We start from the raw sequence: 21539 nt of genomic DNA on the forward strand, positions 1-21539 counted from the left end.
TTTTGCTCTCGTAGAGGCAAGCGTTCCTTCGCGCAGGGCCTTACTGGCGGTCGACGGTGAGGTCGAGGAAGTGGGTGGCGCAGGAGATACAGGGGTCGTAGTTGCGGATGGCCACCTCGCAGTGGTGGCGCAGTTCGTCGTCCGGCAGATGGAGATGGGTCTGCACCAGTTCGCGCAGGTCGGCCTCGATGGTGGGCTGGTTGACCGAGGTGGGCGGGACGATCTTGGCGTCGGTGATGAGGCCCGCCTCGTCAATGCTGTAGCGGTGGTAGCAGATGCCGCGCGGGGCCTCGGTGGCGCCGAAGCCGGTGCCGGCGCGCGGGGTGACCGGCAGCGCGGGTTCGGCCGGTGCGGCCCGGTAGCCGTCGACCAGGCGCAGGGCCTCCTCGAAGGCGAGCACGATCTCGATCATGCGCACCTGGATGCTGCGGAACGGGTTGCGGCAGGCGGCGCCCAGCCCGGCGCGCTCGGCCAGTTCGGCGGCGCGCGGGGTGAGGCGTTCACGGTTCAGTGCGAAGCGCGCCAGCGGACCCATGAACACCGGTTCGCCGCTGTCGGAGCGGTGGCTGTGCAGGGCGTTGGAGTGGGCCACGTGCTCCTCGGTGAAGACGTCATCGTACTCGCGGATGGCGGCGTCCAGGCCGCTGCCGGAGCCGAGGCGGCCGTGGGTGATGGGGTATTCGTCCGGGTGCACCAGCGACACGAACTCGTAGTCGCGTTCCAGGTTCGGGTAGTCGAGGGTGGCGAGGAATTCGGCCACCTCGGAGGCAGCCTCCAGGCCCCAGGCCAGCTCCTCGCGCAGGCCGGCGACCTCGTCGGGCGTCGGCGTGCGGTAGAAGCCGCCGACCCGCAGGTTGACCGGGTGGATCTCGCGCCCGCCCAGCAGGCGCAGGATGGAGTTGCCGATCTTCTTGATGCGCAGGCCGTTGCGCACCATGTCCGGGTGGTCCTTCGCGGCGGTGACCGCGTCGGGATAGCCGAGGAAGTCCGGCAGGTGGAGCATGAACACGTGCAGCGCGTGGCTCTCGATCCATTCGCCGCAGTAGGCCAGCCGACGCAGGTCCTGCAGCACGCCATCCACGGTTACCCCGCAGACGTCCTCCATCGCCAGCGAGGCGCCCAGCTGGTAGGCGATCGGGCAGATGCCGCAGATGCGCGCGGTGATGTCCGGGGCCTCGCGGAAGTCGCGCCCGCGCAGGAAGCCCTCGAAGAAGCGCGGGGCCTCGAAGATCGACAGCTTCACCTCCTCCACGCGGTCGCCCTCGGTGCGCACGTACATCGCGCCCTCGCCCTCCACGCGCGCGAGGTAGTCGACTTCGATGGTGCGGGTCTCGCTCATGGTCCGTTTCCTGATTCTTCGCGCTCGCTCTCCTCGCGGAAGGCGTCGGCGCCGGCATTGAAGGTGCGGTAGAAGCGCACGCGGGTGGCGCGCTCCATGCCGAGGGCCTCCAGCTGCCCGGACAGGCCGGGCGCGTTCGGCGTCTCCTTGGGGCCGAAGCAGCCGTAGCAGCCGCGGTGGCAGCCGGGGCACAACGCGCCGCAACCGGCGTGGGTGACCGGACCCAGGCAGGGCGTGCCGTGGGCGACCATCACGCAGACCTGTCCGGCGCGCTTGCATTCCTCGCAGACGCTGGCGCTGGAGACCTGCGGACGCCGACCGTAGAGGAAGGCGCTGATGACCTCGATCAGCTGGTATTTGTCGATCGGGCAACCGCGCAGTTCGAAGTCCACCGGCACGTGCTGGCTGATCGCATCCGAGGTGGCCAGGGTCGAGATGTACTCCGGGTGGGCGTAGACCTGGCGGGTGAATTCCTCGACGTCCGCGAAATTACGCAGGGCCTGGATGCCGCCGGTGGTCGCACAGGCGCCGATGGTGACCAGGAACTTCGACGCGCGGCGGATCTCGCGGATCTCTTCGGCCGCCTCCGGCGTGGTGATCGAGCCCTCCACCAGCGTCAGGTCCCACGGCCCGTCGATGCGGGTGCGCGTGGCCTCGGGGAAATGGGCGATCCGGATCCGGTCGGTGACCGCAAGCAGCTCGTCCTCGCAGTCCAGCAGCGAGAGCTGGCAGCCGTCGCAGGAGGCGAACTTGAATACGGCAAGGGTCGGACGTTCGGCACTCATAGTTCGCGTATCCGGAAGGCCGGCTCCATCACCGGGTAGGGGAAGACCGGGCCGTCGCGGCAGACGAACTGCGAACCGATCTGGCAGTGCCCGCAAAAGCCCACCGCGCAGCGCATGTTGCGCTCCATGGAGACAAAGATGTCTTCCGGCTTGACGCCGCGTCGCTCCAGCGAGGACGCCGCGAAGCGCATCATCACCTCCGGGCCGCAGACCATCGCCAGCGTGTTGCGCCGGTCGAAGCCGCCGCGGTCGATCAGCTGGGTGACCACGCCGACATCGCCGCGCCACGCGGCCGTGCCGCGATCCACGGTGATGCGCAGGTCGAGATCGTCGCGCGCGCCCCAGGCGTCCAGCTCGTCACGAAAGATCATGTCGCCGGGCGAGCGTGCGCCGTAGCAGATCACCACATGGCCGAAGTCGTCGCGCCGTTCCAGCGCCGCATGGATCACCGGCCGCAGCGGGGCCAGACCGATGCCGCCGGCGACCAGCACCAGGTCGCGCCCGCGCGCCTGTTCCAGTGGCCAGGCCGTGCCGAACGGCCCGCGCAGGCCGACCACCGCGCCGGGTCCCAGCTCCTGCATCGTGCGGGTCACGCTGCCCACCGCGCGGGTGGTGTGCACGATGCCGCCATCGTCGGTGATCGCAGACACCGAGATCGGCACCTCGCCCACGCCGAACAGGTAGAGCATGTTGAACTGCCCGGGCGCCGGCGGCGGCCCCGGTTCGACCCCCGGTTCGGGGTACAGCGTCCAGCTGAACACCTCGTTGCTGGCGACATCCGGGCGCACGGAATGGATGCGCCAGGGCTGCGGCGCCATCGCCTGTTCCGGCAGGGCGCTGTCGGCGCGGGGCTGCAGGGTCTCAGGTTCCATCCCCGGGGCCTCCGTGGCTGTAGATGTCCAGCGCCTGCAACCGCGCGGCCTGCAGCCGCTGCACGATCAGTGCGGAGAAATGTTTCATCAGCATGTAGCCGAAGGCCGGGTTGGCCTCCATATGTTCGCGCAGCACGCCGGCATCGAAGTGCAGGGTTTGCAGATCGGTGATCGCCCGGGCGTCGTAACTGGCGCGATACGGCGGCAGCAGCCACGACCAGCCGAGGATGTCGCCGGGCCCAAGGGTCTGGAAGGTCACGCAGCCTTCGCGCAGTGGGCTCTCCAGCGCGACCTGGCCCTCTCGGATCAGCCAGAAGGTCTCCGCCGGCTCGTGGTCGCGCATCAGCCGCGTGCCGGCCGGGTAACCGCACTTGGCGGCGCAGGCCGCCAGCAGGCGCCGGTGTTCCTGCTCCATGTCGGCAAAGAACGGCTGGTCCTCGAGGATCGCCAGCAGCTCGTTCATGCCCGGCCCTCCGGGTCGCGGCGCACCGCGGTGACCTCCTCGGTGATGTCGATCCCGACCGGGCACCAGGTGATGCAGCGTCCGCAGCCGACACAGCCGGAGGTGTCGAACTGATCGTGCCAGGTCGCCAGCTTGTGGGTGATCCACTGGCGGTAGCGTGCGGCTACCGAGTCGCGGTGGGCGCCGCCGACCAGATGCGAGTGTTCCTGGTTGAAGCAGGAATCCCAGCGCCGCACCCGCTCGGTGCGCTGACCCTCCAGGTCGGGCACCTCCTCGATCTGCGAGCAGAAGCAGGTGGGGCAGACCAGGGTGCAGTTGGAGCAGGACAGGCAGCGCTCGGCCGTCTCCTCCCAGCGCGGGTGCTCGAAGGCCCGGTTCAGCACCTCGCGGGCGTCGCCGGGCATCTGTCGACCCATCATTGAAGGCGCCTCGGCCCACACCCGTTCGGCCGCGGCCTGCTCGGCGTCCGTGGCCGGGCGCGGCTCCAGCCGCTCGAGTACCGCGCGCCCGGCGTCGCTCCCGGCCTCGGCGACCAGGAAGTGCTGCGTGGCATCGATTACCTCGGTCAGGGCCAGGTCGAAGCCCTCGCGGGCGCGCGGTCCGGTATCCATCGAGGCGCAGAAGCAGGTGCCGCCGGGCTCGGCGCAGTGGGCCGCCACCATGAACACGTCCCGGCGCCGCGCCGCATAGCCGCGGTCCTGCACCGCCTGGCCGAGGAACACCCGGTCCTGCACGCCGATCGCCGCCAGCTCGCAGGCACGCATGCCGATGAACGCGCGCGGCGGCGCGTCGGATTCGCCCGGTTCGGTGGTAAAGCTGCCGTCCGCCTGGCGGGTCAGCCGGAACAGGGTCTCCTGCGGGGGGAACAGGTACTTCTTCCAGGAGTGCGGACCGACCACATAGCCGAACAGGGCCGCGTCGTCACGCTCGCGCAGGCGGTAGTGACCGGGGGCGTGTTCGTCGGTCCAGCCCGCCGGCAGGTCGTCGAGTCCTTCCACGCGATCGTAGACGATCGCGCCGTCGCGCCGTGTCGGACCCACCACCTCGTAGCCATCAGAGGCCAGCAGGCGGATCAGCGTATCCACGGCTTGGGGTGCGATCACTTCCACGGGTCACTCCCGTTCCCGATGGGATGGTTTCCATATTGCGCCAGAAGCCCCATCGGGCCAACCCCCGGCCGCCCCGACGCGCATCCGTGGCCCCGGTCGTGCGAAGCTGTAGGCCACCAGCCAGGGCCCGGCACGGGGCCGCCACGGGAGGAAATGGATGAAGGTCGCCGTATTCAGTGCCCAGCAACACGATCAGGAGCATCTGGTGCCGATGCTGCGCGAGGCCGGCATGGAGCCGCTACTGGACGAACGCCGCCTGACCCCGAAGACGGTGGGCGACGCGGCCGGTGCGGATGCGGTCTGCGCCTTCACCAACGACGACCTGTGTGCGGCCACCCTGGACGGTCTGCAACGTCACGGCATCCACGTGGTGACCCTGCGCTGCTCGGGCCACAACAACCTGGATGACGAACATGCACGCCGCATCGGCATGCGCGTGGCCCGGGTCCCGGCGTACTCGCCGAATGCCATCGCCGAGCACGCGGTGGCGCTGCTGATGACCCTGAACCGCCACACCCACTTCGCCTGGAAGCGTACCCGGCGCGGCGATTTCCGGCTGAACAACCTGGTCGGCTTCGACGTTGCGCAGCGCAGTGTCGGCGTGGTCGGCACCGGCAAGATCGGCGCGGCCTTCGCCCGCATCATGCTTGGCTTCGGGGCTCGCGTTCGCGCGATGGACCCGTACCCGGATCCGGAACTGCAGGCCGCCGGCGTCACCTACACCGACCTCGACGAACTGCTGGCGGCCTCCGATGTGGTCTGCCTGATGTGCCCGCTGACGCGCGACAACCACCACATGATCAACGCCGACACGCTGGCGCGCATGCCGCGCGGGGCCATCCTCATCAACACCGCGCGCGGGGCGCTGGTGGACACCGAGGCGGTGGAGACCGCGCTGGATTCGGGCCAGCTCGGGGCGGCGGGTCTGGATGTCTACGAAGATGAAGGCCCGGTGTTCTTCCGCGACTGGACCGGTACCCCGGACGGTGTCCCCGATGCCCGGCTGGTCCGCCTGACCCGCCGCGACAACGTCCTGGTCACCGGCCACCAGGCGTTTCTCACCCACGAAGGACTGACCGGCATCGCCGAGACCACCGTGCACAACCTGCAGGTGCTGGCGCGCGACCCGGAAGGCCACGAGGAACTGCCCGGCCGGCTGGTGTGATGACGGGCCTGGCGCTCGATCGAGGCGCTTGATTTTCCCTGCCCGGCACCATATATGTCCTGAACAGAGGCCATTCGGGCAGGGAGGACAGAAGATGAGCGAGGTCGACGGTGCAAGGGTCATCGAGAACACCTGGATCACCCTGAGCGACGGCTGCCATCTGGCCGCCCGCATCTGGCTGCCGGAGGACGCCGAGCACAACCCGGTGCCGGCGATCCTCGAGTACATCCCCTACCGCAAGAACGACCACAAGGCCCTGCGCGATGCGGAGGTGCACGGGTTCTTCGCCGCGCACGGCTACGCCGGGGTGCGCGTGGACCTGCGCGGCAGCGGCGACTCGGAGGGCGTGCTGCGCGACGAATACCTGCAGCAGGAACTCGACGATGGCCTCGAGGTGATCCGCTGGATCGCGCAGCAGCCGTGGTGTTCCGGCAGGGTCGGCCTGTTCGGCCTGTCCTGGGGCGGCTTCAACGGGCTGCAGCTGGCGGCCCTGCAGCCGCCGGAACTGGGGGCGGTGATCTCGGTTTGCTCGTCGGATGACCGCTATGCCGACGACGTGCACTACATGGGCGGCTGCCTGCTGACAGACAACCTCTCGTGGGCCTCGACCATGTTCGGTTTCAATTCCTGCCCGCCGGATCCGCAAGTGGTCGGCGAGGATCGCTGGCGCGACATGTGGCGCGAGCGGCTGGAGGGGTCCGGCCTGTGGATCCGCAACTGGCTGGAGCACCAGCGCCGCGACGACTACTGGAAGCACGCTTCGGTCTGCGAGGACTACAGCGCCATCCAGGTCCCGGTGATGGCGGTCAGCGGCTGGGCCGACGGCTACTCCAATACGGTGTTCCGCCTGCTCGAGCACCTGCAGGTACCGCGCGCCGGGCTGGTGGGGCCCTGGGGCCACAAGTATCCGCACATGGGCGGGCCGGGGCCGACCATCGACTTCCTCGGCGAATGCGTGCGCTGGTGGGACCACTGGCTCAAGGGCATCGACCGCGGCGTGGACGCCGATCCGATGGCACGGCTGTGGCTGCACGACGCGCGCAGCCCGCTGGTCCCGGAGATCACCGGTGAGTGGATCGCCGAGCAGCGCTGGCCCAGCCCCAACATCCACTACCACGAATTCGGTCTGGCCCGGGGGCGCCTGGTCGCCGGCGGCGAACGCACCGACGAAGCGGAAACCCTGACCATCCGCAGCCCGCTGAGCGTGGGGCTGTTCGCCGGCAAGTGGTGTTCCTACGCCGAGACCACCGACCTGCCTTCGGACCAGCGCCTGGAAGACGGCGGCGCACTGGTGTTCGAGACCGATCCGCTGGACGAAGACTTCGACCTGTTGGGCGATACCGAACTGGAACTGGAGATCGAGGCTGATCGTCCGGTGGCCCAGGTCGCCGCGCGCCTGTCCGATGTGGACCCGGAGGACCGGGCCACGCGCGTCACCTTCGGCATCCGCAATCTGACGCATCGCGACGGGCACGAGGACCCGCAGCCGCTGGAGCCCGGGCGGCGCTACCATGTCCGGTTCCGGCTGAACGAGGTGGCCCAGCGGTTTCGCCGCGGTCATCGGATTCGCCTGTCAATCTCCAGTTCCTACTGGCCGCTGGCGTGGCCGGCACCGGAACCCGCACGTCTGACGCTGCATCTGGAAGGTTGCTGCCTGCATCTGCCGGAACGCCGGGTCGACGCCGACACCCCCGTCCCGCGGGATCTCGGCGAGCCGCGGCATGCCCCCACCCCGGGGCATACTCTGCTGGCTCCGGCCCACCGGGAATGGAAGACCGAGCACAACCTGGCGACCAACGAGGTCGCCCTGAACGTGATCAACAACGACCCCGTGCTGCAGCTGCATGACAATGACCTGGCCTTTGGCCGGGAGGTGCACGAACGCTACAGCTACCGCAGCGAGTCCTACGACACCGTGCGCGGCGAGGTGGTGCAGACCCGGCATTTCCGGCGTGATGACTGGTCGGTGCGCACGGTGACCCGCACCGTGCTCACCTCTACCCCCGACACCTTCCGGATCCGCGCCACCCTGGACGCCTACGAGGGTGACGTGCGCGTCTACGCGCAGAGCTGGGACGAGAGCATCCCGCGCGACCTGGTGTAACCCGACAAATACCGGGAAACCGGGAGGGAGAGCATGAGCGAAAAGAAGCACGTCTTTGTCGTTGGCATGGACGCCTTCAACCAGGCCAAGCTGGAGCGCCTGCCCCAGGCGGCCGAGTGCGAGTTCCACTCGGCCCTGGATTTCAGCGACATCCGCAACGTCGAGTCCTTCGACATGGAGGCGCTGATTGAACGTGCGGCCGGCAACATCGAGGCGGCCGGGGTGCCGGTGGATGCCATCGTCAGCTTCTACGATTTCCCCAGCACCGTGATGGTCCCGTTGCTGGCCGAGCGCTTCGGCGTGCCCGGCCCCTCGCTGGAGGCCGTGCTCAAGTGCGAGCACAAGTACTGGAGCCGGCTCGAGCAGCGCAAGGTGATCCCCGACCATATCCCGCGCTTTCGGGCCTTCGACCCGCATGACGAGAATGCGTGGTCGAAACTCGACATGCTGCCGCCGTTCTGGATCAAGCCGATCAAGTCGTTCCGTTCGTTTCTCGCCTTCCAGATCAACGACGAGCGACAGTTCCGGTCGGTCATGCAGATCTGCCGCGAGAAGGGCGGTTTCATCGGCGGGCCCTTCGCCTGGCTCATGCAGCGCTCCGGCGCCCCGCCGGAAATCGCCGAGATGCCCGAGAGTTTCGTGGCTGAATCGCCGATCGGCGGCTGGCAGTGCACCCTCGAGGGGTACAGCTACAACGGGCAGGTGAATGTCTACGGCGTGGTCGACTCGGTGACCGAACAGGACGGCTCGTCGTTCTCGCGCTACGAATACCCGTCCTCGCTGCCGCTGGAGATCCAGCACCGCATGATGGATCTCGCGCGGCTGGCGGTGCAGCAAACCGGCCTGGACAACTCGCCGTTCAACGCCGAGTTCTACTACGACCAGACCGGCGACCAGGTGTGGCTGCTGGAGATCAACCCGCGGATCTCCCAGGCTCATTCGGACATCTTCGAGAAGGTGCACGGCATCTCGCACCATTCCGTGATGGTGGACCTGGCGCTGGGACGCAAGCCGCGGCCGATGGAGCGTAACGGCGAGTTCAACGTGGCCGCCCATTTCATGTTCCGCACCCATGAAGCCGGCCGCGTGCGGCGTATCCCCAGCCCCGAGGCCATCACCCGGCTGAAGACCCGCCAGCCCGGCACCGAGGTCAAGATCCCGGTGAAGCCGGGTCAGCACCTCAAGGACCTGCAGGGCCAGGACATGTACAGCTTCGAGATCGCCAACGTGTTCATCGGCGGCCGCGACCGGGCGGATCTGCTGGACAAGTACGACGAGGCCCTGTCGGTACTGCAGTTCGACATCGAGAAGGACACCGAGGCGGTCATCACCTGATCGTCGGGCCGGATCGGCGAGAGGGGGCGCCTCCTGCCGGTTGATGCCTCCCCGGGCCGGATCGGCGAGAGGGCTCGCCTCCTACCGCGGTTGACACCTGACCCGTAGGAGGCCGGCCCTCCGGCCGATCGGCGTCACGGGCTGCCAGCCGGCGGTGTCTCTCGCTTGGCCCGAACCTCCGTACGGGCCAGCAAAAAAGGCCCGGTCCCCCGAAGGGGCCGGGCCCTGCAAGGCCGGGTCGGCAGGCCGCGAAGTCCTCGCGGCCGCCGGGGCGCGGTCAGCCTTCGTTGTGGTAGCGGGTCACGCGCTCCACGTCGTTCTTCGCGCCCAGCACCACCGGCACGCGCTGATGGATGTCCTTCGGCGGGACGTCCATGATGCGCTGGCGCCCGGTGGTGGAGGCACCGCCGGCCTGCTCGACGATGTAGCTCATCGGGTTGGCCTCGTACATCAGGCGCAGCTTGCCTTCCTGGCCCTTGGCGGTGGTCTTGGAGTCCAGCGGATACATGAAGACACCGCCGCGCGACAGGATGCGGTGCACCTCGGCCACCATGGAGGCGACCCAGCGCATGTTGTAGTCCTTGCCCAGCGCGCCTTCCTTGCCGGCCAGGCACTCGTCGACATAGCGCTTGATCGGGGCTTCCCAGAAACGCATGTTCGACATGTTGATGGCGAACTCCTGGGTGTCCTCGGGGATGTGGATCTTTTCCTTGGTCAGCAGGAACTCGCCGAAATCCTTGTCCAGGGTAAACATGTTCACGCCCTGGCCGGTGGTCAGCACCATCATGGTGGACGGGCCGTACAGGCAGTAGCCGGCGGCCACCTGGGTGGTGCCGGGCTGCAGGAAGTCCTCGGTCTTCGGGTTCTCGACACCCTCCGGTGCCTTCAGGATGGAGAAGATGGTGCCGACGGAGACGTTCACGTCGATGTTGGAGGAGCCGTCCAGCGGGTCGAACAGCACCAGGTAGTGGCCGCGCGGGGCGTCCTTGGGCAGCTCGAGGATCTCGTCCAGCTCCTCGGACGCCAGACCGGCGACATGACCGTTGTGCGACAGCGCCTCGATGAACACCTCGTTGGTGATGATGTCCAGCTTTTTCTGGGTCTCGCCCTGTACGTTCTCCGAACCGGCCGAGCCGAGGACGCCGACCAGGTCGCCCTTGTCGACCAGCGCCGAGATCTTCTTGCACGCGGTGGCGATGTCGTTGAGCAGGCCGGTGAACTCGCCGGTGGCGCCCTGGATCCCGCGCTGGGTTTCGATGATGTAGTTGGTCAGTGTCGTGCCGATATGCATATTGCCGATCCTGATGGTTGTGAGTCCGTGCGACATCGGGGCACTCTTGGGGGCAGGCGGTTGCGCACGCTGCTGGCGCGAACCGCGCCGTTCGGCCCGTGTCCTAACCGGCACAGTGTAGCAAAAGCGGGCGCGGGGGCCGATTCCGGGGCCACGGGGCCCGATGAGCAGGGACATCCAGGGAGAGACACATGCCGCAGAACGCACTGTACGCCCAGTCCGGCGGGGTCACCGCCGTCATCAACGCCAGTGCCTGGGGGGTGATCGAGGCCGTGCGCGGTCATCCGGCGCATTTCGGGCGGATCTACGCCGCGCGCGACGGGATCCTGGGCGCGCTGCGCGAGGAGCTGATCGATCTCGACCACGAGGACCCGCTGACCCTGCAGGCGCTGAAGCACACCCCCGGCGGTGCCTTCGGTTCCTGCCGCTTCGATCTGGGCGATCCGGACACCCACCCCGAGCAGTACGAGCGGCTGGTGGAGGTCTTTCGCGCCCACGATATCGGCTATTTCTTCTACAACGGCGGTGGTGGTTCCATGGATACCGCCCTCAAGGTCGCGAAGATGGGTGACCGCATGGGCTATCCGATCACCGCGGTGGGCGTGCCCAAGACCATCGACAACGACCTCGCCATCACCGATTCCAGTCCGGGTTTCGGTTCGGCGGCCAAGTTCATCGCCACCACCGTGCGCGAGGCCAGCCTGGATGTGGAGTCCATGCACACCAGCTCGACCAAGGTCTTCATCCTCGAGGTGATGGGGCGGCATGCCGGCTGGCTGGCGGCCGCCGCCGCGCTGGCCCAGGAGTTCGACGGCCAGCCGCCGATGCTGATCCTGTTCGCCGAGACGCCGTTCGACGAGGCGGATTTCCTGGATCACCTCAACCGCACCATCGAGCGCCACGGCTACTGCGTGGTCGTGGTCTCCGAGGGCCTGAAGAACCCCGACGGCAGCCTGTTCTCGGTGGCGCAGAGCCACGACGTGTACGCCTACACGCAGCTGGGCGGCGCCGCGCCGCGGCTGTCCGAGCTGATCCGCGAAAAGACCGGGCACAAGCTGCACTGGGCGGTGGTGGACTACATCCAGCGGGCCGCGCGGCACATCGCGTCGAAGGTGGACGTCGACCAGGCCTATGCCTGCGGGCGCGCCGCGGTGGAGGGCGTGGTGGCCGGCGAGCACAGCTTCATGCCCATCATCCGGCGCGATTCCACCCAGCCCTACCGCTGGAGCATCGGGCGTACCTCGCTGGAGAGCGTGGCCGACATCGAGCAGGGCATGCCGCGCGAATACATCACCCCCGATGGCTACGGGATCACGCAGGAGGCACGCGACTATCTGCGCCCGCTGATCCAGGGCGAGGACCAGCCGCCGTTCGAGCGCGGACTGCCCGCCTATCCGCGCATCCGCGGGGAGCTGCTGCCGAAACGCTGTCCGCCGTTCGACGTGGATCACGACTGAGCCTGGCGGATCGTTCGCGGGGCTTGGCGCGCCCCGTAACGAGCGTAAGATAGGAAGTACGTTTCCCCATCCGAGCCTTCGAGGAGGCCGTCCATGTCGATTCCGAGCGTCTCGCGTTTGCGTCGTACCCCGTCCGTATCCGGCATGCTGGCCGGTTGTTGTGCCCTCGGCCTGGCCCTGCTGCCGGCCACCTCCGTGCTGGCCGAAACGGCCGAGCGCGCGCAGGGGGCATCCGCAAGCGGCGATGACACCGGGCAGATGGTGGGTACCCGCGCCCTGATCGATCAGGCGCAGGCGGAGGACACCCGGGCGCAACTGCTGGAACGTCTGGAAGAGGCGCCCGTACAGGAGCAGCTGATCGCCATGGGCGTGGATCCGGAACAGGCCCGCGAGCGCGTCGCCCGGCTGACCGACGAGGAGCTGGCGGAGCTGGAAGCGCGCATGGACTCCGAACCGGTGGGGGCCGCCGGCGCCCTGGGCGTGGTCGCCATCGTGTTCCTGGTGTTCGTGATCACCGACGCCCTGGGCGTGACCGACATCTTCTCCTTCGTCCAGCCGCCGCGCGACCGGTAGTCACCGCGTGATCCTCCGGGGACTCGCGGCGCTGCTGCTGGCGGCGTTGCTGGCCGGCTGTGCGACCGCGCCGCAGAGCCGCGACCTGGCGGGTGACCCCGGGGCCCTGCCGGATCTGCCGCCGCGCGTCGAGCTGACCGACACCCCGTTCCACCCGCAGGAGGGGTACCAGTGCGGCCCGGCCGCGCTGGCCACGGTGCTCGAGGGGCGCGGTCTGGACGTGTCGCTGGAAGGGCTGATCGACGAGGTCTACATCCCCGTCCGCGAGGGCACGCTGCAGGCCGAGATGCGTGCGGCGGTGCGCGCGCGCGATCTGGTGGCGTATCGCCTGGAGCCGGATCTGGAAGCGGTCCTGCGCGAGGTCGCGGCCGGTCATCCGGTGGTGGTGTTCCAGAACCTCGGGCTCGCGATGTTCCCGGAATGGCATTTCGCGGTGGTCATCGGCTACGACCTCGACGCCGGCGAGATCATCCTGCGCAGCGGCACCCACGAGCGTCACGTGAACGAGTTCGCCCGCTTCGAGCGGACTTGGGCGCGCGGCGAGCGCTGGGCCTTCATCCCGGTGGCGCCGGACGAGCTGCCGGCCACCGCGGAGCCGCTGAACTGGCTGCGCGCGGTCAACGAGCTGGAGGTCATCGGCGCACTGGAGAGCGCGGCCACGGGTTACCGCACGGCGATCGACCAATGGCCCGATCAGCCGGTGGGCTATGTCGGTCTGGCGAACGTTGCGATGGCGCAGGATGATCCCGAGTCGGCCGAGTCTGCGCTGCGCGAGCTGATCGAGCGTGACTCGGGCGTGGACGCGGCCTGGAACAACCTCGCCCATGTCCTGCTGGCGCGGGACTGTACGGAACCCGCCCGGGCCGCGGCCGCCTGCGCGGTGGCGCTGAGCGGGGGCGAGGACGCATCCCCGTATGCCCCGACCCTGCGGACGCTGGAGCGGGCGGCTCCGTCCGGCGGGGCATGCGACCCCGTCCCGGACTGCCCGGCGGATCCGCGCGCCGACTGATGCGGGCACGCGGCTCGGCGCGGCGTCAGTCCTCGAACAGCGCCTCCACCCGCGCGTGGATGTGCTGGTCGGCATCCGGGCCGATGTGCGTGGTCTCCGGATCGTGGCGGTCGCAGAACGCCCAGGCGAATTTCAGGTCCTTGATCCCCAGCGAGCCGAACAGCCGCGCCTCGGCCGAATGGTCGGTGGCCTCGGGGATCACCGTGGGCCAGCCGTCCTCGCCCGGGGTCAGCGCGGGACCGAAGAAGATCGCCCCCGGCAGATTCTTGATCCGCAGGGCGCAGGTGCCCTCGGTGACGCCGCCCATCGGCAGGAAGTCGATGGTGCGCGACAGCCGCTGCTTGCGGTTGAACGGGGTATCCACGGTGCCGCCGGCGGCGCGGATCGCGGGTGCCTCGGCCTCGTAGGCCAGCACCTCCAGTCCGGCCTCGCGCCAGGCCTCCAGGTCGCGCGCGCCGCGGTGGCTGGGCAGGAACAGCCAGCGCGGCTCGGTGAGCGCGCGCAGTTCCTGCAGCAGGGCATCCGAAAACGGCGGGGCGTTCACCAGGATCCCGCCCATCTCGCGGTCGTCGATCAGCCAGACCGCCGGCTCGTCATCGCCGACGCGGTGGATGTTGCGTTCGCGCAGTTCGACCAGTGCCGGACCGATCGTTCCGGGGGAAGCGGACATTCGGGCGTCTCCGGGTTCCTCTGGGGTGTAGCCGGGGAGATTGCGGGCTTCCTGCCCCGCGCGCAATTTGGGCCGGACTCCGGCGGGGGATCGCCGGGCCGCCGGATCACAGGATCACTGCTCCCGCGGGGTGGCCTCGTCGCGGGCTTCAAGCTGCGCCATCTCGCTTTCGATCCAGTCCTCGGTCAGCGCCAGCACCTCGGCGGCCGAACGGCCCTGCGTCTCGATCGGCGGCCCCACCGAGACCTCGATGGTCCCGGGGTGACGCAGGATCCCGCGCCGCGGCCAGTACGTACCGGAGTTCAGCGCCACCGGCAGCACCGGGTAACCGCCGCGCGCGGCGAGCTGGGCGCCGCCCTGACGGTAGCGCCCCTTCTCCCCCGGGTTCATGCGCGTGCCCTCGGGGAACACGATCACCCACAGACCCTGGTCCAGCCGCTTCTTGCCTTCCCGGAGCAGGCCCTCCAGCGCTTGGCGACCGGCACTGCGGTCGATCGGTACCGGGTTGAGCATGGCCAGGGTCCAGCCGAACAGCGGGATGCGCATCAGCTCGCGCTTGAGCACCCAGGTCTGGCGCGGGAAGATCGACACGAACGCGAGCGTCTCCCACGCCGACTGATGCTTGGACATCACCACGTGGGGGCGCGAGGTGTCCACGTGTTCCAGGCCACGAACCCGGTAGCGCACCCCGCAGGTGACCCGCAGCCACCAGATGTTGAAGCGGCCCCACTGGATCAGGACGCGGTAGCGGCGTTCATGGGACAGCGGCCAGATCAGCAGCGGCATGATCAGGCCGTAGATCAGCGACGAGCTGATCAGCCCCGCCTGAAACAGGAGTGCCCCCAGATAGCGCATCGCCCGTCTCCTTCAGCCGGTGGCCAGCCGCCCGATGTCCGCCACGGTCTCGAAGGCCTGGCGCAGTTCGCGCAGCAGGGCGAGGCGGTTGCGGCGTTCGGCGGGGTCCTCGGCCATCACCATCACCCCGTCGAAGAAGCGGTCCACGCGCTCGCGCAGCCCGGCGAGTTCGCCCAGGGCGCGCACGTAGTCGCCGTCGGCCACTGCCGCGTCCACCGCCGGGCGCACCGCCAGCAGACCCTGGTGCAGCTGGCGTTCCTCGTCGGCCACCAGGGCGTCGGGCTCGAGCGTGCCGGCGGCCTCGTCGCCGGCCTTGCGCAGCAGGTTGTGGATGCGCTTGTTGGCCGCGGCCAGGGCCTCGGCCTCCGGGCGTTCGCGGAACTGTGAGACCGCGCGCACGCGGCGGGCGAAATCCAGTGGCTGGTCGGGGCCGACCGCGCCCACGGCCTCGATGGTCTCGTGGGCATGGCCCTGTTCCAGCAGGTAGCCGCGCAGGCGCTCGACGATGTATTCGCGCACCGGGTCCACCGCCTGGTCGGCCTCGGCCACGCGTTCGCGGATCGGCTCGGCGGCCGCGGTGAGCAGCGGGGTCAGGGTCAGCGGGAGTTCCCGTTCCACCAGGATGCGCACCAGACCCAGCGCGGCCCGGCGCAGGGCGAACGGGTCCTTGGTGCCGCTGGGCTGCTTGCCGATGGCGAAGATCCCGACCAGGGTGTCGAGGCGGTCGGCCAGCGCCAGGGCCTGCGCCAGCGGGCCGTCCGGCAGCTCCGAGCCCGACTGGCGCGGCCAGTAGTGCTGCTCGATCGCGTCGGCGACGGCCTCGTCCTCGCGGTCGTGCAGCGCGTAGTAGCGCCCCATGGTGCCCTGCAGTTCGGTGAACTCGAACACCATCCGGGTCAGCAGATCGCATTTGCACAGCCGCGCGGCGCGCGCCGCCTGCTGCGCATCCAGATCCATCAGGCCGGCGAGGCGCTGCATCAGCGCTTCCAGGCGCTGCGACTTGTCGCGCAGGGTGCCCAGGCGCTTCTCGAACACCACCGAGCCGAGCTCGTCGAGGCGTTCTTCCAGGCGGTGCTTGCGGTCCTGCTCCCAGAAGAATTCGGCATCCGCGAAGCGCGGGCGCAGCACGCGCTCGTTGCCATCGCGTACTGCTTCGGGATCGCGCGACTCGATGTTGCTGACGACGATGAAATGCGGCTGCAGGCGGCCGGCCTCGTCCACCACCGGGAAGTATTTCTGGTTGTCCTGCATGGTGGAGATCAGCGCCTCCTGCGGGACCTCCAGAAAACGCCGATCGAAGCTGCCGCCCAGTGCCACCGGCCATTCCACCAGCGCGGTGACCTCGTCCAGCATGTCCGGGTCGACCAGCGCGCGCCCGCCCAGCTCGCGGGCGGTGGCGTGGACCTGCTCCAGGATGCGCTCGCGACGGGCCTCGAACGAAGGCTCCACACGGCCCTCGGCGCGCAGCCTTTCGGCGTAGTCGCCGGGGCCGGCGAGCTCCAGCGGGGCCGGGTGGTGGAAGCGGTGACCGCGTGTGTGGCGGCCGGCCCCCTGTTCCAGGACCGTCATCGGCAGGACGTCGGTGCCGTGCAGCACCACCAGCCAGTGCACCGGGCGCACGAATTCCGTGGTGCTCTCGCCCCAGCGCATGCGCTTGGGCGTGGGCAGGTGTTCCAGGGCTCCGGCCAGCATCTCCGGCAGCAGTCCGCCGAGGGCCTGCCCCGGCTGCATGCGGCGGAAGATCAGGTATTCGCCCTTGCCGGTGTTCTCGCGCTCGAGCTGGTCCACCTCCACCCCGCAGGAGGAGGCGAAGCCCTGCGCCGCGCGGGTCGGCTGGCCCTGGTCGTCGAAGGCGGCGGCCACGGCCGGGCCGCGGCGTTCCTGCAGCTGGTCGGGCTGGCGGCCGGGTACCGCGGGGAAGCGCACGGCCAGGCGCCGGGGTGTGGCGAAGGCCTCGGGCTCGCCGGGTTCCAGCCCGGCCTCGCGCAGGCGGGTGGTCAGGCCCTCGGCGAAGGCGTCGCGCAGGCGTGCCAGCGCGGCCGGCGGCAGTTCTTCGGTGCCGAGTTCGATCAGAAGTTCGCGGGCTTCGTCCATGTTCGGTCCAGTCGGGTTCCGGTGGGCCCGCGCGCCCGTTCGGGGCGGCGGCGGGCACGGGTTCGGGGTATGCCCCGGTGTCGGGTGGCGTCAGGCGGCGTCGGACTTGCCGGTGTCGCCCGGGGCGCACAGTGGAAAGCCCAGCGCCTCGCGCGATTCATAGTATTTCTGCGCGACGTTCCTGGAGAGCTCGCGCACGCGCAGGATGTAGCGCTGGCGCTCGGTGACCGAGATCGCCCCGCGCGCATCCAGCAGGTTGAAGCTGTGCGAGGCGCGCAGCATCTGCTCGTAGGCCGGCAGCGGCAGGCCCAGCTCGATCATGCGGTCGCTCTCCGCCGCATGGTGGTCGAACGCGGCGAACAGGGCATCGCGGTCGGCGTGCTCGAAGTTGTACTTCGACTGCTCGACCTCGTTCTGGTGGTAAACGTCGCCGTAGGTGACCGCGCGCCCATCCGGGCCGACGGTCCAGACCAGGTCGTAGACGCTCTCCACGCCCTGCAGGTACATCGCCAGGCGCTCCAGCCCGTAAGTGATCTCGCCGGAGACCGGGTGGCAGTCGATCCCGCCCACCTGCTGGAAGTAGGTGAACTGCGTCACCTCCATGCCGTTCAGCCAGACCTCCCAGCCCAGCCCCCAGGCGCCCAGCGTCGGCGATTCCCAGTTGTCCTCGACGAAACGGACGTCGTGGGTCAGCGTGTCGAAGCCCAGCGCCTCCAGCGAGCCGAGATACAGGTCCTGGATGTCGGCCGGGGAGGGCTTCAGCAGCACCTGGAACTGATAGTAGTGCTGCAGGCGATTGGGATTGTCGCCGTAGCGGCCGTCGGTCGGGCGCCGGCTGGGCTGCACGTAGGCGGCGCGCCAGGGTTCCGGGCCGATCGAGCGCAGGAAGGTCGCCGGATGGAAAGTCCCGGCGCCCATCTCCATGTCGTAGGGCTGCATCACCACGCAGCCGTGGTCGTTCCAGTAATCCTGCAGTCGGCGGATCAGGTCCTGGAAGGTGGGACTCGCGGTCTCGGTTCGGTCGCTTGCGTTCGCCATGGCTGGGGGTCCGGAGCGGATCAGGGGCGGCAGTATATCGGCCCGTGCCGGGGTGCGGCCACCGCCCGGCCCGGCTGCGGTGGCCGGAGGTCGCGGCGCGGTCCATAATGCCCCGAATCGAGGCATCTCCGGGGGTACGATGGCCGCGGATCACCAGCAGCAGCCGGACAGGGCGCCCGCCGAACCGCCTGACCCGCTCGAGTCGGGCACCGACGACCGGCGCTACCGCGACACGCGCCGGGTCACGCTCACCGGCGCCGCGGTGAACTCCGGGCTGGCCGTGACCCAGCTGCTCAGCGGCTGGCTGCTCAACTCCCAGGCCCTGATCGCCGATGGCGTGCATACCGTCTCCGACCTGGTCACCGATGCCGTGGTCCTGGTCGCGGCAGGGCAGGCTGCCGCTTCCCCCGATCGGGATCACCCCTACGGCCACGGCCGCATCGAGACGCTCGCGACGGTGGTCGTGGGCCTGTTCCTCGCGCTGGCGGGGCTGGCCATCGCCTGGGGCGCCGGCGGACGCCTGCTGGAGCTGGACGATGCCACGGGGCCGGCACCGCTGGCGATCGCGTTCGCCGTGGTGACCCTCGTGGCCAAGGAAGGCCTGTACCAGTACACCCGCCGGGTCGCGCGGCGGCTGGGCTCGCGCATGCTGGAGGCGAATGCCTGGCACCACCGCACCGATGCGATCTCTTCGGTCATCGTGCTGCTGGGGGTGGCCGGTGCGGTCGCCGGCTGGCCGTGGCTGGACGCGCTGGCGGCGCTGCTGGTGGCCCTGTTCATCCTGCATATCGCCGGGCGCCTGATCCGTCGCAGCGTGGCCGAACTGATCGACACCGCGCTGGAACCGGAAAAGGTCGAGCGCATCCACCGCACCATCCTGGACGTGCCCGGAGTTAAGGATGCCCACATGCTGCGCACGCGCCGCTCCGGCGACGACGCCGTGGCCGACGTGCACGTGCAGGTTGCGCCGATGATTTCGGTGTCCGAGGGGCACCGCATCGCCGATGCCGTGCATCGCGCTGTGACCGAGGATGCGGGCGAGGTCAGCGACATCACCGTGCACGTGGATCCGGAGAACGACGAGGAGCAGGTGGCCAGCTCGCGGCTGCCCCTGCGCCCCGAACTGGTGGCCGGCCTGCGCGAGGCCTGGGCCGGCTTCCCCGAGCTGGAGGCCCTGGAGCACCTTTCCCTGCATTATCTCGGCGGGCGGGTGCATGCCACCGTCACTCTGCGGCTGGATCCCGCGCGGACGGGAGCCGCCCTGCAGGAGCGCGCCGATCTGCTGACCCGGCAGCTGCGGGAACACCCCGTTCTGGGGCCGGTACTGGGACAGGTGACCGTGCTCTATCGGACTTGCACCGAATGAGGGCGCATGCCGCGCGGTAGCACTATAATGGTGCATTCTGTGCACTGCGGGTGTGCGGCATTCGGCCGTGGTGGCGCAGAGATGGGCGCAGGGGCGCCCCGAACCGGGGCTTGCAGGCTGGCACGCCACCTGCATGACCAACCGGCAGACGCCGATCGGCCCCAGGCGACCGCACCGGCATCGACCGTCTCAAACTGAAGACCAGAGGAGTCCTCATTATGTCCGCAGCCGAAGTGCTGAAGCAGATCAAGGAACAGGAAGTCCGTTTCGTTGACCTTCGTTTTACCGATTCCAAGGGCAAGGAACAGCATGTCACCCTGCCGGCCCACGACCTCGACGAAGATTCCTTCGAAGAAGGCAAGATGTTCGACGGCTCTTCCATCTCCGGATGGAAGGGCATCAACGAATCCGACATGATCCTGATGCCGGATTCGGAGTCCGCGGCCATCGACCCGTTCTTCGAGGACATGACCATGAACATCCGCTGCGATGTCGTGGAACCGGCCACCATGCAGGGCTACGACCGCTGCCCGCGCTCGCTGGCGCGTCGTGCCGAGGCCTATCTGCAGAGCACCGGCATTGCCGACACCGCGCTGTTCGGTCCGGAGAACGAGTTCTTCGTGTTCGACGACGTGAAGTGGGGCTCCGACCTCTCCGGTTCCTATTGCCGCGTGGATTCCCAGGAGGCCTCCTGGAACTCCGAGCGCGTGTATGACGACGGCAACATCGGTCATCGTCCGGGCGTGAAGGGTGGCTACTTCCCGGTCCCGCCGGTCGACAGCCTGCACGACATCCGCTCCACCATGTGTGAAGTGATGACCGAGATGGGCCTGACCACCGAGGTGCATCACCACGAGGTGGCGACGGCCGGCCAGTGCGAGATCGGCGTCGGCGCGGCGACCCTGACCAAGAAGTCCGACGAAGTGCAGATGCTCAAGTACGTGGTGCAGAACGTTGCCCACATGCACGGCAAGACCGCCACCTTCATGCCCAAGCCGATCGTCGGCGACAACGGCTCCGGCATGCACGTGCACCAGTCGCTGTCGAAGGATGGCAAGAACCTGTTCTCCGGTGACCTGTACGGCGGCCTGTCCGAGACCGCGCTGTACTACATCGGCGGCATCATCAAGCATGCCCGCGCGCTGAACGCCTTCACCAACCCGTCCACCAACAGCTACAAGCGTCTGGTGCCGGGTTTCGAGGCGCCGGTGATGCTGGCCTACTCCGCGCGCAACCGCTCGGCGTCCATACGCATCCCGTTCGTGATGAGCCCGAAGGCCCGCCGCATCGAGCTGCGCTTCCCGGACTCCACCGCCAACCCGTATCTGGCGTTCGCCGCGATGCTGATGGCCGGCATCGACGGGATCCAGAACAAGATCCACCCGGGCGAGGCGATGGACAAGAACCTCTACGACCTGCCGCCGGAAGAAGAGAAGGGCATCCCGCAGGTCGCCCATTCGCTGGATCAGGCCCTGGAGGCGCTGGACGCCGACCGCGCGTTCCTGACCCAGGGCGGGGTGTTCACCGACGACATGATCGATGCCTACATCGATCTGAAGATGGAAGACGTCACGCGCATGCGCATGACCACCCATCCGATCGAGTTCGACATGTACTACAGCCTGTAAGCCCCGCGGGCTTTCCGGCCGTCATCGGGCCCCGGCGTTCGCGCCGGGGCCTTTTTTTGGTTCCGCTCCGGGCGAACCTGCGCGGCCTGCGCGGAGAGCGCGCACAAAAAAGGGCCGCCCGAAGGCGGCCCTCTGCTTCCCGAAGCGCGCCCGGAGGCGCGCCGTGCGGGCAGTCTTACAGCGCGGTCACGTCACCCGCGGCCAGACCCTTGGCGGTTTCCTGAATCTCGAAGGAAACCTTCTGGCCTTCGGCCAGGGTCTTGAAGCCCGAACCGTTGATCGCGGAGAAGTGCACGAACACGTCCTTGCCGCCATCATCGGGGGTGATGAAACCGAAACCCTTGCTCTCGTTGAACCACTTAACAACACCGGTATTCACAACTACT

General features: G+C 68.8%; 19 protein-coding genes. 8 read left to right on the top strand and 11 right to left on the bottom strand.

Going from position 1 to position 21539, the window contains the following annotated elements; translation table 11 throughout:
• Positions 1-40: 40 nt before the first annotated feature.
• Genes F573_RS0110910 through F573_RS0110930 form a run of 5 tightly spaced genes read right to left on the bottom strand, consistent with a single transcriptional unit; the run spans position 41 to position 4568 of the window.
• Positions 41-1339, bottom strand: a complete 1299-nt coding sequence (locus F573_RS0110910) for a Ni/Fe hydrogenase subunit alpha (RefSeq protein WP_019022611.1) — start codon at positions 1337-1339, stop codon at positions 41-43.
• Entirely contained in the window at positions 1336-2124 is a 789-nt protein-coding gene (locus tag F573_RS0110915; protein ID WP_019022612.1) for an oxidoreductase, read from the bottom strand. The genes F573_RS0110910 and F573_RS0110915 overlap by 4 nt, the downstream gene beginning before the upstream one ends.
• Positions 2121-2996, bottom strand: coding sequence for an FAD/NAD(P)-binding protein (locus F573_RS0110920; protein WP_019022613.1), 876 nt, complete (start codon positions 2994-2996; stop codon positions 2121-2123). The genes F573_RS0110915 and F573_RS0110920 overlap by 4 nt, the downstream gene beginning before the upstream one ends.
• On the bottom strand, positions 2986-3459 hold the full coding sequence (locus F573_RS0110925; protein ID WP_019022614.1) for a Crp/Fnr family transcriptional regulator: 474 nt from the start codon (positions 3457-3459) through the stop codon (positions 2986-2988). Before F573_RS0110925 ends, F573_RS0110920 begins: the two co-directional genes overlap by 11 nt.
• Entirely contained in the window at positions 3456-4568 is a 1113-nt protein-coding gene (locus F573_RS0110930) for a sulfite reductase subunit A (protein ID WP_019022615.1), read from the bottom strand. The genes F573_RS0110925 and F573_RS0110930 overlap by 4 nt, the downstream gene beginning before the upstream one ends.
• Before the next feature lie 157 nt (positions 4569-4725).
• Between F573_RS0110930 and F573_RS0110935 the strand changes: the two genes are divergently transcribed.
• The 3 genes from F573_RS0110935 to F573_RS0110945 all read left to right on the top strand — a co-directional run bounded on the left by F573_RS0110935 (position 4726) and on the right by F573_RS0110945 (position 9172).
• Complete coding sequence (locus tag F573_RS0110935; protein ID WP_019022616.1) at positions 4726-5733, top strand: 2-hydroxyacid dehydrogenase; 1008 nt, start codon at positions 4726-4728, stop codon at positions 5731-5733.
• A 94-nt stretch (positions 5734-5827) separates the two neighbouring features.
• Positions 5828-7837 carry a CocE/NonD family hydrolase gene (locus F573_RS0110940; protein ID WP_019022617.1) on the top strand — a complete coding sequence of 670 codons (2010 nt, stop codon included), beginning with the start codon at positions 5828-5830 and terminating at the stop codon, positions 7835-7837.
• Positions 7838-7870: 33 nt separating this feature from the next.
• Entirely contained in the window at positions 7871-9172 is a 1302-nt protein-coding gene (locus F573_RS0110945; protein WP_019022618.1) for an acetyl-CoA carboxylase biotin carboxylase subunit family protein, read from the top strand.
• 277 nt (positions 9173-9449) lie between these two features.
• Here F573_RS0110945 and F573_RS0110950 read toward each other — a convergent pair whose 3' ends face one another.
• Positions 9450-10463, bottom strand: coding sequence for a class 1 fructose-bisphosphatase (locus F573_RS0110950; protein WP_018868797.1), 1014 nt, complete (start codon positions 10461-10463; stop codon positions 9450-9452).
• A 191-nt stretch (positions 10464-10654) separates the two neighbouring features.
• Between F573_RS0110950 and F573_RS0110955 the strand changes: the two genes are divergently transcribed.
• The 3 genes from F573_RS0110955 (at position 10655) to F573_RS0110965 (ending at position 13502) form a co-directional block, all read left to right on the top strand.
• A complete protein-coding gene (locus F573_RS0110955; RefSeq protein WP_018868796.1) occupies positions 10655-11920 on the top strand; it encodes a 6-phosphofructokinase in 1266 nt (421 codons plus the stop codon).
• A gap of 93 nt (positions 11921-12013) precedes the next feature.
• Positions 12014-12493, top strand: coding sequence for a PA2779 family protein (locus tag F573_RS0110960; protein ID WP_019022619.1), 480 nt, complete (start codon positions 12014-12016; stop codon positions 12491-12493).
• Positions 12494-12500: 7 nt separating this feature from the next.
• Complete coding sequence (locus F573_RS0110965; protein ID WP_019022620.1) at positions 12501-13502, top strand: PA2778 family cysteine peptidase; 1002 nt, start codon at positions 12501-12503, stop codon at positions 13500-13502.
• Positions 13503-13527: 25 nt separating this feature from the next.
• Here F573_RS0110965 and F573_RS0110970 read toward each other — a convergent pair whose 3' ends face one another.
• From F573_RS0110970 to glyQ, 4 genes are all read right to left on the bottom strand, one after another.
• Positions 13528-14172, bottom strand: coding sequence for a hypothetical protein (locus tag F573_RS0110970; protein WP_018868793.1), 645 nt, complete (start codon positions 14170-14172; stop codon positions 13528-13530).
• Positions 14173-14286: 114 nt separating this feature from the next.
• Positions 14287-15027 carry a 1-acyl-sn-glycerol-3-phosphate acyltransferase gene (locus F573_RS0110975; protein ID WP_019022621.1) on the bottom strand — a complete coding sequence of 247 codons (741 nt, stop codon included), beginning with the start codon at positions 15025-15027 and terminating at the stop codon, positions 14287-14289.
• A gap of 12 nt (positions 15028-15039) precedes the next feature.
• Complete coding sequence (gene glyS / locus F573_RS0110980; RefSeq protein ID WP_019022622.1) at positions 15040-17121, bottom strand: glycine--tRNA ligase subunit beta; 2082 nt, start codon at positions 17119-17121, stop codon at positions 15040-15042.
• A gap of 90 nt (positions 17122-17211) precedes the next feature.
• A complete protein-coding gene (gene glyQ, locus F573_RS0110985) occupies positions 17212-18159 on the bottom strand; it encodes a glycine--tRNA ligase subunit alpha (RefSeq protein WP_018936517.1) in 948 nt (315 codons plus the stop codon).
• Between the two features lie 139 nt (positions 18160-18298).
• On the opposite strand from glyQ, the gene F573_RS0110990 reads away from it, so the two are divergent.
• Both F573_RS0110990 and glnA read left to right on the top strand, forming a co-directional pair.
• Positions 18299-19525, top strand: coding sequence for a cation diffusion facilitator family transporter (locus F573_RS0110990; RefSeq protein WP_019022623.1), 1227 nt, complete (start codon positions 18299-18301; stop codon positions 19523-19525).
• 218 nt (positions 19526-19743) lie between these two features.
• Positions 19744-21153, top strand: coding sequence for a glutamate--ammonia ligase (glnA, locus tag F573_RS0110995; RefSeq protein WP_019022624.1), 1410 nt, complete (start codon positions 19744-19746; stop codon positions 21151-21153).
• A gap of 175 nt (positions 21154-21328) precedes the next feature.
• On the opposite strand, the gene F573_RS0111000 is transcribed toward glnA, so the two are convergent.
• On the bottom strand, positions 21329-21532 hold the full coding sequence (locus F573_RS0111000; protein ID WP_018868787.1) for a cold-shock protein: 204 nt from the start codon (positions 21530-21532) through the stop codon (positions 21329-21331).
• Positions 21533-21539: the final 7 nt, after the last annotated feature.

Origin of the sequence: Thioalkalivibrio sp. ALE23 (assembly GCF_000378545.1) — a bacterium.
Lineage (GTDB): Bacteria > Pseudomonadota > Gammaproteobacteria > Ectothiorhodospirales > Ectothiorhodospiraceae > Thioalkalivibrio.